This window comes from Flavobacterium sp. CAU 1735 (assembly GCF_039888695.1).
Lineage (GTDB): Bacteria > Bacteroidota > Bacteroidia > Flavobacteriales > Flavobacteriaceae > Flavobacterium.
Window position 1 is genome coordinate 1,228,352 of record NZ_JBDQQQ010000001.1, and the last position, 12,110, is coordinate 1,240,461.

Here is a 12,110-nt window from a genome sequence, read left to right on the forward strand (position 1 = left end):
CAATAAAAAAATGGAACAGAATAAACCCCAGATATACACGCTTAATTGCAGAAGTTGGATTGGAACCCTGAGTAAAAAAAGTGTCCGAGTACAGCAACCAAAATGCGAAAAGTGCAACAGACAATTAAAAGAAGAAATCAAATTCTCAAAAGTGGAATTGGAAATTGATAAATACAACGGAGAAGATTGGGTAAGTTCTTCGGGCTTGTTAATGGTTACCAAAAAGTTGTATGATGCCCTTATGCAGGCAGGAATTAAAGGATTTGCACCTCTAAAAGTAAAAAAGGTACCCTTTAAATATGCAGACATTGATGTGACAACAATACCCGATTTTGTTTATTTAGCCATTTTATCACCCGCAATCCGAAATATTCCTATTGCCAGCGATTATACAGGAACTTGCGAAGGATGTAATCTGACGCTCAATAAATACAATGAAGAAAAATCCCAACTGATTATGCGGAAAACGACTGAAAATCCGATTCACTTACAGGTCTTTTCGGATAGGTACGAAGGCGCTGATATCTTTGAATTTACGGATCACGGAGAAATTGGTGTGACCCAAAAATTTCTCGATGTTATTAAAGATTTTAATTGTCCTGAGGGGATTATTATTCCGGCAGAATGGATTTAAAATAATATCGAATTACAACTAAAAGAAAAGAACAAAACAGGAAATTTGGCACTATTGACCAAGGCTAAACAGAACTACTTTTTAAGATATAATCATGGAATTTAAAATAACCGAACAATTTAAAAATTTAGAAAACATAACGCAATTAAGTTATTTTGAAGATGTAAAAATTAAATCTAATATTTTAGAGACCGATGAACAAACAGCCGATTTTGTTATAAACGATTTTTCACAATTAGGTTATGAGGAAGTGGCAAATAGATATTTGGATATTTTGAATATTGACAAATATTATTTTCATGCCTGGTTGGAAGTGGATGGTTTTGCTTCTCAATTAGAATTTAATATTGAAAAACTTTACTCAGGGTTGTTATTAGTTGACAAAAATTATGATAAACAGCTTTGGTTTAAAGGACAAACAGCCGAAGAAATAGCCTTATGGAAGACTTTCCGTATATTGGATGGCCGTCCGGAGATTGGCGATGGTAAATTAGCGGTTTACAGTATTCAAAATGGAGTAGCGCCACCTAATGAACCGGCCATTTATTATATTAATCGTGCTTTAGCTTATAAAACCAATCTGACGTTTAACGGATATTATGAAGCCGTTTTAGACATGCTTGGAATAGCCGATTGGCAATATCTTTTTACCGAAGTTGCATTAGAAGATTTAAAAGCAGATGGGATCTATCAAAACGTAAAAGAATCGTTGGAAGCACTGCAAAAAGCTTTTCCGGATAAAGACTACAGCCGCTATTTTAAACTTTTGGAAGAACGATAAAATAAGCCAAAAAGCAGTAATAGTAATCTTGCGCGTTTGAAAAAAAAGAATTATCAGATTTAAAATTTGTATGAAATACTTTGAAATATGTCAGGAAACCGATTCTAAGATAATTGGTAGATACCCACAGGTAAAAGAACTGAAAATTGATTTTCACAAAGCCAGAGCCTCTCAATGGGGTATTATAAGTCAATGGAAAACGGATGATGATATTCCCGACCTCAATAATTTTGTACTACACTATAATTCGAGATTATCCGACTGTGTCTCGAGTAGTTTTGTCATTACCACTTCCGGTTTATTTGTCAGTGAAAAAGGCCATCAGGTTTTGGAATCGTTTAAAATAAACGGCAGTTTTTATCCAATGACTATTTTTAGAAGAGGAATACCACATCCATACCGTTTTCTGTGGTATGAATCGGGAGGAAAAAGCAAAATAGATTGGGAGAATTCCGATTTTATTGCGTTTAACAGCATCGAAAAACAATATGGAGAGACAATTAAAGTCGTAAGTTTCGAAGATTTCAAGATCCAAAACAGAAAATTATTTGAAGCCAATGACAATTGGAGTTTAACCCGTAAATCGCTAAAATTCACGGAATATTTCGATATTACACCCGCCTTTGGAATTGGTTTAATCTGTAATGAAAATGTGAAAAAAGCAATAGAAGAACATCATTTAACAGGCTTTATGTTCAAGCAATTGGATATAGAAATTGTTTTTGATTAAATAAAAACAACTCAAAAACAGCTTCTAAAGCGACTTTTGTACGCTACTATCAGAGAATAAAATATAAGAATACGATGTCAAACTTTATCAGAATACAGAGTTATCATACAGATGGCCATCTATATTATACCGCTATCGAGAACATCGATAACGACGCCAAAAAATTAGAATTCGAAGGAGTGGTTCTTGAAAATATCGGAGATCCGACCCTTAAATTCCGAAGTAAAAATGCAAAAGTAACTGATTATATAATGGGAATCGGGCACTTTCCGATTGTTTCAACCCGGTTTAAAGACATATTAAGTTCGCTTCCGGATAGTAAATACATTCAGTTTATTAAATGTAAATCGAATTATGCAAAACAAAAAGAAGAATTCTGGATCATGAATATCCTTGAATTAGTGGATTGTTTTGACTGGGAAAAAAGCGAATATATAAAAGAAACAAAATATATAAATCCGAATGAATTTTGGCCTGATGCTATTACAAGAGTGGAAATGATTGATGAAAAAACAAATGGCAGGAATATTTTTAGAGTACTTGATTTTCCGACCTATATTTTTATCAGTAAGCATCTGGAGGGTATTATTTTAGAACAAAAAATAAAACTGACTTTAGTACGGACACAAGATTTAACGCAGGTTGTAGATGCTGATCCAAACGACCCGACATTGGCAAAATGGGGTCATGAGAATTTAGATTAAAAACAGGGGTTACAATAATCGGAATGAATATAATCCGACGTTTTAAAGGCACGGATTATAAATCCGCGCTATCCGGTAAAAACGAAATAACAAATGAAAAAAATAGTACTATTACTTTTACTCTTTCCACTATTCTTTTCCTGTAACGGACAAGGAAACAAAACAACCGAAACGACCTATAGCCAGAAACTGGAATACGGACTTAAAGGAGCCGTAAAAGAAGTAGTCACGTATATACATACCGTTGAAGATGGAAAAATACCTGCAAATACGGGCAAACCCTTCGGGAAAATTACGATGACGTTCGATAAGATGGGCAATGTTATTACCATAAATAAGATGTGGGATATTAAAAGTATCGGCAAATCGGAGTTTTTAAGCGTTTTTTCCGGCAAAGGAAAATCCTTATCGTATAAAGAAACAGCACATCTTTACGATGGAGAACATACCGAAAATAGCTATAAATACATTTGGCTAGACGATTACAGTTATAATGTTCGCTCGGAGAAAGACAGTTCTTATTCAAACATTATTACCTTAGATAAAAATTACCGCTTACTCAAAAGTGTTTTCAAAAAGGAAGAGGTTGTAGAATCAATACAAGAAATTGAAACGATTTACAAAAACAATAAAATACAGGAAATTGCAAGTACGGAGACTGAAACCACCGATGGGAAAAAGACGGTGTCGTATCGTATTCAAGTCGCCCAGGAATATGACAATGAAGGAAACCCGACTGTACTTTATGGATATTACGACCTGAACAAACAAAAAGTGAAACATGTGTTGTACAAAGAATATACCTACTACTAAGAATGACCGAAAACGAACTACAAAAAATCTTAAAAGAAAAAATAGCACAAGGCGACTGTCTTAATAAATCCGTACAGCAGATTTTACTGGACTATAAACAATCCGGCGGACAACAGGAAACAGCCCGAAAACTTATGGAACAAGTGGCAGTTGATCTTTCAGATGATGAAACGTTACAAGACAGAGCCTACGATATACTGGACATCGTTACCGGTTGGTGTAACCCCGAAATAAAAGTTTGGGACAGACAAAAACCAGTCCAACTAACCGATGGACTTCAATTGGAGGATGACGAAACAGGAGTCATATTTAATCATTATTCATTCTGTGAACTGGTAAAACACATCATGGTCAATTATGGAAAGATAGACTACAATTTAGCAACAGAAAAACTAAATGATTCCTATCTGATAAAAGAACCCCGTACTATTAAGGACGTCGAATATATCACACATGAACTGGAATTTCATTGGGCAATGCTACTCGTTCACGGAGATATGTATTGGACAAAAGGAATACCCTGTAACTTTAATAAGTTTATAGACGAATATTTAGCCTGGGAAACGGAAATAAAACAAAAATACAACTTGAAAAATTCATACGAGTATTACGATAAGTACTAAAAAGCCACTAACAAATGACCGTAAAGGACATAAATCAGCGTTATCAGGTGTAATTCAAAAACTATGGAAAACAAGCAATTATTTCATGTTATCTGGACTATTTTTAATGGATATCCCGTATGGGACAAAAATGGTGACTGGCAAAAACTGGCTGATACTTATTCCGAATTAGAAAAGCACGATATCCATTATCATTTATACAAAGAATTAAAACCGGAATACTTAAATAAGACTCCGAAGCAGGAACTTTCTTTACTTCATGAAAAAGCAATAAACCAATTAAAATCCGACATTGAAAAATTGTGTAAGGAAAATCAGGATCGAATTGTTAATGGCTTGAACATCAAAATGCTTAAAGTTGATGCTTCAAAAGTTGAAATGCTGGTATTTTCCAATTCAATGTAATAACTCAAAAAATCGCACGATTAAAAAGTAGAACGGCAACACTTCTGAGCTTCGAATATCCGGAAACCTATGTTGGAAAAGGAACCTGGGGAAAAGGCTTTTGGTGTTCCAACATTCTGAATAAAGAAGATTTAGCGATATCAATTATAAAGGACTTCCGATAACAGCGATCGGAGATTTCAGTTCATTTGATCGTTATCTCTTTAAAAATATAAGGATTGCGGTTCTGTTTAAAATAATCGTTTTCCTTTTTTGTCTATAAAAAACCAGATTCCGTTTTGTTTTACCAGAGCTGCTCCGTCTTTAAAGGCATCCACACTTTGGTAGACTTCCGGGAACAACACGTTTTGCTTAGCGTCTATAAAATAGCCTTTTCCGTCTTTCACCACTGCAAAAATACCTTCGTCGGAATACATCTCATCATAGATAAATGGAATAACCGTTTCTCCTTTTTTATTGATGCAACCATATTTTCCGGATATCGGGATGATGGCCATACCGTCATAAAAGCTATAGACATTCGAATATTGTATCGGAATGACCAAAGTTCCTTTTGTGTTTACAAATCCATATTTGTCATTTAAGGATACAGCCGCCATACCATCGCTAAAATGAGGATAACCGTCATAACGTAAAGGCACTACCACTTTTCCCTTTTTGTTGATAAAACCTGTTTTTCCATCGCGTTTCACGTCTGCCAGGCCATTCTGAAAAGAAGAGGGACTTTCGTATAGTGGCGGAATGACAATCTTTTCCTGTTTATCCATAAAACCCCACTCGGATTGTCCACGGAGTTTTACAGCGGCCAGTCCTTCTTGAAAAGAAGCAAGGTTGTCAATGTCACGTCGAACCGGTTTTCTGTTGTTCAGGGTATCGATGATATACCATTGGCCGTTTTCTTTGACAGTAGTCATTTCTTCATAAAACGGACTCGCATCTTCATAAATAACAGGAATGACTTCATTTCCTTTTTTGTCGATAAAACCCCACTTTTTGTTTAATTTTACAATCGCTCTGTTGCTATCCTCAAAGCCGCCAATAAAATCATATTTAAAAGGCACCACTTCCCGACCTGTGGTATCTACAAGTCCATACTTATCGTCCAATTCAACGGCTGCCAGTCCTTTATTGAATTCGAATACAAAGCTATATTTACAGGGCACAACATTGCGTCCTTTTTTATCAATAAATCCGTATTTTTTATTGATTCCCACAGTGGCATATCCATTTCTGTACGGATAGAATTCGTTATAGGCCGCCAGTGGATCATCGGTTTTGTATTCCTGAGAACACCCTTGTACACAACTAAAAAGCGTTATAACGGAAAGTAATATCTTTATTTTGTTTAGCGTATTCATGTCTATTTATGCGTTCAGATTGGATTTTTCGTTGTGCTATATGTAGTATTTCGGAATCGGTGTTTGTTCCGTAATGATTGCTTTATATTGTTTGGAATAGGATGATTAAATGATTTTTAATACATCATAAGCAAAATTATTTTTTGCGGAAGATATGTTTTTTTTTCGAAGAAAAAGTGTACAAAAATAACATTTTACCTAAAATTAAAATTTCGATCATTTTAGAAAATAATCACTATTTTCGTTTGCGATCTAATTCGTAGAATCGTCGCCTGATAGAACGAAAAGCCTTGCATTTTGTCCGGATGGGAAAGCCAAATAAGTTTAAATTTCAAAAAATGGAAAATCAGATATACAATTGGTTTGTTAAAAAAGGGAACATTCTGATTCAAAGAGACGACACTTGTATTTCGCTAAAACTTAACGGCGAAAAAGGAGAAAGTTGTTTGCTTACGCGTTCCGACAATGACGACATAATTCAGCTATTGACTAAAATTGCTAAGGAGATTTGGGAAGATCCTGACTATGAAAGAAAACCGTATCCAAATCAACTTTGCTTGGAGGTTGACAATGTATATTATTGGGACATAGAGGAGTCAAGACTTATGATCAAGTACAATGAAATTGAAAATGCTGTAGAAATTGGCTGTGACGGAAGTCAGACACTGAATTTAGAAATTAACTATGCTGTAGAGATCATCCAGGTTTTAGAACATTTTAACTAATAAAAAAGGATTTTGTAAAGCAGATAAAAAGTTTTGTAAAAAAAGGAGCGATAGCGTAGTACAAAAGGGATCAGAAAAACTAATATGGAGTTAAAAAAAAGTATTGACGATGTTGAAAAATTTTATCTGTGTGAATACCGGGACGGTTCCCGACTTTCGGTAAATGTATGGGCTGCGATAAACAGTGGGCGCCTTTTAATCTCAGGGCAAGATTTGGGCGATTTTGTTAAAGAGCGTTTTGCCGACAGCGATTATGAGTATTGGTACTCTTTTGATGTTGAAAACACGAAAGTTCTTATTACAAAACTGTCAGAACAAAACCCTACGCTTGATATAAAAGCACTATTAACTGAAAATTTTAGCGGTTTGGATGGTTGTCGAAACCTTCGGGATTTCTGTAAAGAATTTGATATCCGATACGATTTTAGTTCGTATATTTAAAGCTTAATTTCAGACGAATACATTTTACATCGGTTTCGTATAATTGAAAATAAATAAAATTTTTACAACTAATTTATGGCAAGTGAACTGACAATTTTCAGCATTTATAAAATTCAAAATGAGGAAAAATACTTTTTGCTCCGAACGGAACGCCCCGGTTTTTCCAATGCATCTCAAGTTCAGGAGGATTTAGCCTATAAAATCGAGCAGGATAAACGGAACCATATTCTGGATCAGATTGGGGAGAATTATCAAAATAAGAAAACAAGCTTTGAATTAATTGGAGAACTTCAGGATTATCCAATTGGAGAAGAATTGTATCGTGACAACGGAAATTTCGAATTAAATAGTTACTATCTGGAAACGGAATCCGGATGGCCATGGATTATTTTAGGCACTGCAAATTCTGAAACTGAATTTTTAACGGCACTAAACGACGACGACGATTTACTTCGACTTGAGCCGATTGGACAACCAAAGCAAATTACAGCAACGTTTGTAATCGAAAATGACTTTGACTTTTCTGAAATTGAAAATGGTACTGTAAAAGATCTTAGAGATATTTAAACGGAAGTTTTCAATTGAACTTTAATTTCCCACCCAAACCCTGGCAGTAATTTTATGGAAACAGCATTTGAAATTGACGAACAAAAACTTTTACATTTTTTGGCATCCACAAAAGTCAACGATTCTTGTGGTGGTCATAACGATTTTTGGGAGTGGCATAACGAAACGGAAGAATTGAAAACCAACCTAACTAAAATTGGACAAATTTCAGTTCAGCCTGGCGAAAAACAATGGGAATCCCAATATTGGGGACAAGATGCGAAAATCCAATTCGACAGGTATCCGTATTACGGTTGTGAAATTTTTCAATGTACAAAATGCAACACTGTTTTCTTCTATTATTTAGAGATCGGCGGACATGGGCCACAAAAAAGATATCGGGTTGTTCGAAAAGATTTAATAGACATCGAGACCATTAAACCTTCTCATCCAATTGTTATCGACTATAAAGGGCTGGATTATATCATGTATAAAAATCCGGATTTAACCTATGCAATTTCGATTAGCAAAAATGTAGGAATTGGAATAGATATTTACCACCAACTATCAAAAGAGGAACAGGAGCTTTATCTGAAAGAGGGTATCATTAGCCTCGACAGCCGAATGAAAGACATGGATTTGAATTATAGCAACTATAAAGTAACATCCTGGCGATAAAAACGGCGGGAATTAGCGATAAACTCTTTTCATACTTAAACTGGTATTTCACCTAAAATCATCGCTTAACCTTATTCAAACACAACAAAAGTGGTATCGGATGTTATTTTTATTTACATTTTATAAAAAGTAATGGCATTTTTTTTCAAAGGATTACAACTCCATTTTTCCCATATAGTTGTATTTGGATTATAACCACATTTTAAAGGTTTAGAGTATATATCTTTTGGATTTTCAAGATAAGCCCTACAATCTGTACAGATGTGCCTAAATTCACAATCTTTACAACCGTCTATTTGGTTTTTAGTTATATTCCAATATTTTTTAAATTCTTTATTACTAATAACTTCTTCTAATTTGGCAGTCTTAATATTACCAAAAACTTCTCTCATAGACGGACAATTTTTAATATCACCATTGGTATCTATTGCTAGTTTTCTATTCAAACAACTATTATGATGTTGTGACTCGGTAAAAGTTTCAATTGTAATATTAAAGAGATTGTGGCTTATTATACCACAATGAATTGGAGCGTTTATTTTTTGTTTTGTACAAATCACAACTCCAAAACCGTCTTTACCTTCGCTAATTATTTTAGTGTCGTCGCTAGAATGAAAAGTAATACTTCTAATTTTATTATTTTCAGAAACCCATTGCATAAATTTAGTAGAAATATCAAAGTCTCTTTTGATAATTAAATCGATTGTTTTCATAAAACTGTTACTTACTTGTTTGACAATTTCCTCTATGTGACCAAAGCTAGTAGCATCAAAAAATCGAGCTTGAATATGTCGACAATTAAGAGGTATAATGAAATTTGTAAGAATTAAATCAAAATCATGATTGGAATTTTTAGAAAAATCTATAATCATATTTGATACAGCAGCGGGATAATCGAATTCTAAATCCAAAATCGGAAATCTGGAAATTTCACTTTTTGTACAAGGAAAGATTAATTCATTTTTATTTAACAAATCTAAATACTCCTCAAATATATGGTGATTCGTTACATCCAGTTTTTTTGATATTTCGGTAACGTCTATGATTCCATTTTTATCAAATAAATTTGCCAAACTATTCGGTATCAAAATATATTTATTTCGTTGTAAATCACAGATGGTTGATCTGTTTTTTCCAATTACAATCTGACAATTTGAAAAAAGTTTAAATAGTTGCGGCTTCATAAAAATTGAGATAAATCTATAATCTTAGAAATTGGCTTGTAAAAAGGAATTAAAACAGATGATTTTGTCTCATAATGTCCAAAATCAACTTCCTTATGTTTTAAATCACCATCATTTTTGAATACTTCAACATCCCAATATTTAGCAATAAAAGGATAGGCTGTTGGATTTTCTATTATATCCATTTTAACAACTTTTTTTATAGTCTCAGTTTCCATTTTTAGTTAATCTTTTTGCTATTAATTTTTCAATGTAATAATTACAATTAAGGCTAACCCATTGGAATTGACCTATTGGATTTACTTCCAAAAAGTAATATTGATTTTGGGGTGTTACAATAATATCAAATGAGCCACAATTCAACCCCATTTGAATCATTAATTTATGTAATTTTCGTTCTAATGTTTTAGGTAATAGATAAGGGACGCATCTGTTTGGTCGTATTCGATCATAATTTCGAAAATCAATTTTTGTCTTTTCGTTTTGTTGGCTAAAAATGGCCATACTTTTAAATAGTCCATCACTATAAAAACTCCTTATTTCGTATTTTTTTTCAATATATTTTTGAAAAAATGAAGGTGAAAAGAACGATTCTTTTTCTTCCAGATCATCTTTTGTAAGTAGTTTTGAACGCGTTGAAAATTTTATGGAATGACTATTAAACTTGAAATTGATATATGGATTTTTTATGGGTTTAGTAATAACTTTTTTATGTTTTGTTGTAAATTGATATAATTCTAAATTGTTCCCAGTTATTAAAACATCAGGTATTTTTATTCCTAAAGACAATGCTACATTTAGCATTTTCAGCTTACTAGCATAATTATCATCAAATTTATTGATCAGATTGATAGAAAAACCACTATTTAAGAATTCTAGAACAGGTGTAATTGTTTCGGTGTTTATTTTTTTATGAACTTCTTTATTTCTTACATCATTTTTATCAAAACTAATGAATTCACCTCTTCTGTACCATACGTTAGAATTGTGATTTAGCTTCTTATCATTTATTCGGGCTTCAATTTTTTTAGTATTTGACATTTCAACACTTAAGTTGTCTATATGATAATCATCTAAAAAAGTATTTATTTTGATATCCTTTTTTAAATAGTAAATCCATGCGATTACATCATCAGTACTTAAATCATTACGCTCAGACTGAATAAAAATTTCTTTCATATACTTATTTATCTGCAATTCCAAAATCCGGAAAACAATTTAAAACCATATTCTATTTCATATTCCTTTTTTTGATCGTCAACATGAGTAGAAACGATATATAATTTTTTTCGCATCGCATTCGTTTCTGGTATATTATTATGAGTGCTATAATCCGTATAAAGATTTAATCTATAAACGCCCTTTAGTTTTACATTACAGTAATAGGGAAAAGAACTTCTAAATCTGTAGGTATTGTCATAAATTAAACCAATATCTCTGGGATGGATATTCCCCTTTATCATTTCTTTAATAAGAATATTTTTGTATAAAAAATAGGAACAAGGATTGTGTACCATAATAACCAGACTATATTCTGTAGCACTCAAACTTTTATCATTCGTGTTCATGTAAAATAAGCGCGAATCATGTTTTCGTTGCTGATATAAATCCAACCAGGGTTTGTTTATTTCCTTAAAAATCAAACTATCGCTCAGTCCAATTATTTTATCTTCCGGAAACCCTTTCTTTTGGGTTAAGTCCATCATCTTATTCGATGTTTTATAGACAAGATTCATATATTTTGACCACTTCAATCTTTTATCTTTTTGGTCCTGAATTGCATTTTTGTAAAGCCAGTCAAGGTATTCAAAATCTATTTTTTTAATGTAATTGGACCGGGCAATCCTGTATTTTTCAATTAGTTTTTTGTCTTTTTTTAGTGTTGGAATAACTTTTTTGAATAATGGATACTTTTCAATAGTTTCCAATTTCAATCCTTGTGTAAAAGCTTGTTCAATATATTTTTTATACGGTTTTTTCGAAAATATCGCAATTTGTGCAGCGTTGACCAGATCTTTTACAAAAATGAAATCATAAGTCGAAAAAACATTATCGTAATAGTATAAGCAGCTATCGACTTTTTGCTGCATAAAAAAAAGTTCTTCAGCTTTATTAATGTTCAAATGATAATCCCTGTAATCTGTTTTCTGAGAATATATGAGTAACGGTATCAGAAGTACTAAAGAAAATATTCTGTTCATAATCGATTAATCTTAAAAAGATGGAGCTGCAATCAGCTCCATAAATAATTGCAACTCCTAATCTAATACTCTAAAATCCCAGGCGGTTCCTCCTCCGTCTGTTTGCCCTGCCGTTTGAGTTTCATAGTCTCGGTAGTCATTATGACCTTTAAGGCACGTTGCAACGGGTTCTATTCTGCCACCAACAATACCGACTATGTTTAAAATTTCATTTTCTTTGAATGATTCAAATTTGTCTGTTTTTAAACTTTCTAGTTCCATAAATTTATATTGTTAAATTAAACACT

The 12,110-nt window shown here is 32.9% G+C and carries 17 protein-coding genes; 11 read left to right on the top strand and 6 right to left on the bottom strand.

Annotated elements, in window-relative coordinates; translation table 11 throughout:
- Positions 1–10 precede the first annotated feature (10 nt).
- The 7 genes from AAFN64_RS05855 (at position 11) to AAFN64_RS05885 (ending at position 4,690) form a co-directional block, all read left to right on the top strand.
- On the top strand, positions 11–634 hold the full coding sequence (locus AAFN64_RS05855; RefSeq protein ID WP_347759629.1) for a hypothetical protein: 624 nt from the start codon (positions 11–13) through the stop codon (positions 632–634).
- A gap of 94 nt (positions 635–728) precedes the next feature.
- On the top strand, positions 729–1,415 hold the full coding sequence (locus AAFN64_RS05860; protein WP_347759630.1) for a hypothetical protein: 687 nt from the start codon (positions 729–731) through the stop codon (positions 1,413–1,415).
- A 70-nt stretch (positions 1,416–1,485) separates the two neighbouring features.
- Positions 1,486–2,145 carry a hypothetical protein gene (locus AAFN64_RS05865; RefSeq protein WP_347759632.1) on the top strand — a complete coding sequence of 220 codons (660 nt, stop codon included), beginning with the start codon at positions 1,486–1,488 and terminating at the stop codon, positions 2,143–2,145.
- Positions 2,146–2,219: 74 nt separating this feature from the next.
- On the top strand, positions 2,220–2,849 hold the full coding sequence (locus tag AAFN64_RS05870; RefSeq protein WP_347759633.1) for a DUF1629 domain-containing protein: 630 nt from the start codon (positions 2,220–2,222) through the stop codon (positions 2,847–2,849).
- A 93-nt stretch (positions 2,850–2,942) separates the two neighbouring features.
- Complete coding sequence (locus AAFN64_RS05875) at positions 2,943–3,662, top strand: hypothetical protein (protein ID WP_347759634.1); 720 nt, start codon at positions 2,943–2,945, stop codon at positions 3,660–3,662.
- A 2-nt stretch (positions 3,663–3,664) separates the two neighbouring features.
- Complete coding sequence (locus AAFN64_RS05880) at positions 3,665–4,285, top strand: hypothetical protein (RefSeq protein ID WP_347759635.1); 621 nt, start codon at positions 3,665–3,667, stop codon at positions 4,283–4,285.
- A gap of 63 nt (positions 4,286–4,348) precedes the next feature.
- Complete coding sequence (locus tag AAFN64_RS05885) at positions 4,349–4,690, top strand: hypothetical protein (protein WP_347759636.1); 342 nt, start codon at positions 4,349–4,351, stop codon at positions 4,688–4,690.
- Positions 4,691–4,920: 230 nt separating this feature from the next.
- On the opposite strand, the gene AAFN64_RS05890 is transcribed toward AAFN64_RS05885, so the two are convergent.
- Positions 4,921–6,048 (bottom strand): WG repeat-containing protein, encoded by a 1,128-nt coding sequence (locus AAFN64_RS05890; protein ID WP_347759638.1) that lies wholly within the window; start codon positions 6,046–6,048, stop codon positions 4,921–4,923.
- Positions 6,049–6,386: 338 nt separating this feature from the next.
- On the opposite strand from AAFN64_RS05890, the gene AAFN64_RS05895 reads away from it, so the two are divergent.
- From AAFN64_RS05895 to AAFN64_RS05910, 4 genes are all read left to right on the top strand, one after another.
- The gene (locus AAFN64_RS05895) at positions 6,387–6,773 is read left to right on the top strand and encodes a hypothetical protein (RefSeq protein ID WP_347759640.1); all 387 of its coding nucleotides are present in this window, start codon (positions 6,387–6,389) and stop codon (positions 6,771–6,773) included.
- A gap of 84 nt (positions 6,774–6,857) precedes the next feature.
- Positions 6,858–7,214: a hypothetical protein gene (locus AAFN64_RS05900; protein WP_347759641.1), complete on the top strand. Its 357-nt coding sequence runs from the start codon at positions 6,858–6,860 to the stop codon at positions 7,212–7,214.
- Positions 7,215–7,289: 75 nt separating this feature from the next.
- Positions 7,290–7,781, top strand: a complete 492-nt coding sequence (locus AAFN64_RS05905) for a hypothetical protein (RefSeq protein ID WP_300491127.1) — start codon at positions 7,290–7,292, stop codon at positions 7,779–7,781.
- A gap of 54 nt (positions 7,782–7,835) precedes the next feature.
- The gene (locus AAFN64_RS05910; RefSeq protein WP_347759642.1) at positions 7,836–8,438 is read left to right on the top strand and encodes a hypothetical protein; all 603 of its coding nucleotides are present in this window, start codon (positions 7,836–7,838) and stop codon (positions 8,436–8,438) included.
- Positions 8,439–8,551: 113 nt separating this feature from the next.
- Here AAFN64_RS05910 and gwsS read toward each other — a convergent pair whose 3' ends face one another.
- From gwsS to AAFN64_RS05935, 5 genes are read right to left on the bottom strand one after another with little or no spacing between them, the layout of a single operon-like run.
- Entirely contained in the window at positions 8,552–9,622 is a 1,071-nt protein-coding gene (gene gwsS / locus AAFN64_RS05915) for a grasp-with-spasm system SPASM domain peptide maturase (RefSeq protein ID WP_347759644.1), read from the bottom strand.
- Positions 9,619–9,840: a hypothetical protein gene (locus tag AAFN64_RS05920; protein ID WP_347759645.1), complete on the bottom strand. Its 222-nt coding sequence runs from the start codon at positions 9,838–9,840 to the stop codon at positions 9,619–9,621. The genes gwsS and AAFN64_RS05920 overlap by 4 nt, the downstream gene beginning before the upstream one ends.
- Entirely contained in the window at positions 9,830–10,801 is a 972-nt protein-coding gene (gene gwsG / locus AAFN64_RS05925) for a grasp-with-spasm system ATP-grasp peptide maturase (protein WP_347759647.1), read from the bottom strand. Before gwsG ends, AAFN64_RS05920 begins: the two co-directional genes overlap by 11 nt.
- 8 nt (positions 10,802–10,809) lie before the next feature.
- A complete protein-coding gene (locus tag AAFN64_RS05930) occupies positions 10,810–11,823 on the bottom strand; it encodes a hypothetical protein (protein ID WP_347759648.1) in 1,014 nt (337 codons plus the stop codon).
- Between the two features lie 57 nt (positions 11,824–11,880).
- Positions 11,881–12,084 (bottom strand): hypothetical protein, encoded by a 204-nt coding sequence (locus AAFN64_RS05935; protein ID WP_347759649.1) that lies wholly within the window; start codon positions 12,082–12,084, stop codon positions 11,881–11,883.
- Positions 12,085–12,110 lie beyond the last annotated feature (26 nt).

What these genes read in the sequence shown, in the direction of transcription:
- AAFN64_RS05855 (WP_347759629.1), top strand. Translation starts at nt 11, where the DNA reads ATGGAACAGAATAAACCCCAGATATACACGCTTAATTGCAGAAGTTGG.
- AAFN64_RS05860 (WP_347759630.1), top strand. Translation starts at nt 729, where the DNA reads ATGGAATTTAAAATAACCGAACAATTTAAAAATTTAGAAAACATAACG.
- AAFN64_RS05865 (WP_347759632.1), top strand. Translation starts at nt 1,486, where the DNA reads ATGAAATACTTTGAAATATGTCAGGAAACCGATTCTAAGATAATTGGT.
- AAFN64_RS05870 (WP_347759633.1), top strand. Translation starts at nt 2,220, where the DNA reads ATGTCAAACTTTATCAGAATACAGAGTTATCATACAGATGGCCATCTA.
- AAFN64_RS05875 (WP_347759634.1), top strand. Translation starts at nt 2,943, where the DNA reads ATGAAAAAAATAGTACTATTACTTTTACTCTTTCCACTATTCTTTTCC.
- AAFN64_RS05880 (WP_347759635.1), top strand. Translation starts at nt 3,665, where the DNA reads ATGACCGAAAACGAACTACAAAAAATCTTAAAAGAAAAAATAGCACAA.
- AAFN64_RS05885 (WP_347759636.1), top strand. Translation starts at nt 4,349, where the DNA reads ATGGAAAACAAGCAATTATTTCATGTTATCTGGACTATTTTTAATGGA.
- AAFN64_RS05890 (WP_347759638.1), bottom strand. Translation starts at nt 6,048, where the DNA reads ATGAATACGCTAAACAAAATAAAGATATTACTTTCCGTTATAACGCTT.
- AAFN64_RS05895 (WP_347759640.1), top strand. Translation starts at nt 6,387, where the DNA reads ATGGAAAATCAGATATACAATTGGTTTGTTAAAAAAGGGAACATTCTG.
- AAFN64_RS05900 (WP_347759641.1), top strand. Translation starts at nt 6,858, where the DNA reads ATGGAGTTAAAAAAAAGTATTGACGATGTTGAAAAATTTTATCTGTGT.
- AAFN64_RS05905 (WP_300491127.1), top strand. Translation starts at nt 7,290, where the DNA reads ATGGCAAGTGAACTGACAATTTTCAGCATTTATAAAATTCAAAATGAG.
- AAFN64_RS05910 (WP_347759642.1), top strand. Translation starts at nt 7,836, where the DNA reads ATGGAAACAGCATTTGAAATTGACGAACAAAAACTTTTACATTTTTTG.
- gwsS (WP_347759644.1), bottom strand. Translation starts at nt 9,622, where the DNA reads ATGAAGCCGCAACTATTTAAACTTTTTTCAAATTGTCAGATTGTAATT.
- AAFN64_RS05920 (WP_347759645.1), bottom strand. Translation starts at nt 9,840, where the DNA reads ATGGAAACTGAGACTATAAAAAAAGTTGTTAAAATGGATATAATAGAA.
- gwsG (WP_347759647.1), bottom strand. Translation starts at nt 10,801, where the DNA reads ATGAAAGAAATTTTTATTCAGTCTGAGCGTAATGATTTAAGTACTGAT.
- AAFN64_RS05930 (WP_347759648.1), bottom strand. Translation starts at nt 11,823, where the DNA reads ATGAACAGAATATTTTCTTTAGTACTTCTGATACCGTTACTCATATAT.
- AAFN64_RS05935 (WP_347759649.1), bottom strand. Translation starts at nt 12,084, where the DNA reads ATGGAACTAGAAAGTTTAAAAACAGACAAATTTGAATCATTCAAAGAA.